Origin of the sequence: Parvimonas sp. M20, from assembly GCF_035282425.1 — a bacterium.
Classification (GTDB): Bacteria; Bacillota; Clostridia; order Tissierellales; family Peptoniphilaceae; genus Parvimonas.
The window spans coordinates 1-265 of record NZ_JAYKBQ010000192.1; the positions used below are offsets into that span (position 1 = coordinate 1).

Annotated in this window: 1 pseudogene; it reads right to left on the reverse strand. The window is 23.4% G+C overall.

Annotation, left to right across the window (positions count from 1 at the left end):
• A pseudogene (locus VJI93_RS08935) lies at positions 1-265 on the reverse strand (amidophosphoribosyltransferase); the annotation flags it as partial.

The following is a 265-nucleotide window of genomic DNA, read 5'->3' on the forward strand; positions in this document are numbered from 1 at the left end:
TAAATCCTCCTTTAATTATATTTAAGCTTTCTTTTAACTTTTCTTTAATAGTTTCTTTTGTACTCCTTCTGATTAAGTGAATTAATACTTCAGTATCTGATGTAGAATGAAAAATAGCTCCGTTCTTTTCCAATTTTACTCTTAAACTTTTAGCGTTTACTAAATTTCCATTATTACAAATAGCAACACTCATATCATAAAAATAAAATAAAAATTGTTTAATATTTCTTAAACTATTGTATCCTAATGTTGCATATCTTAAATG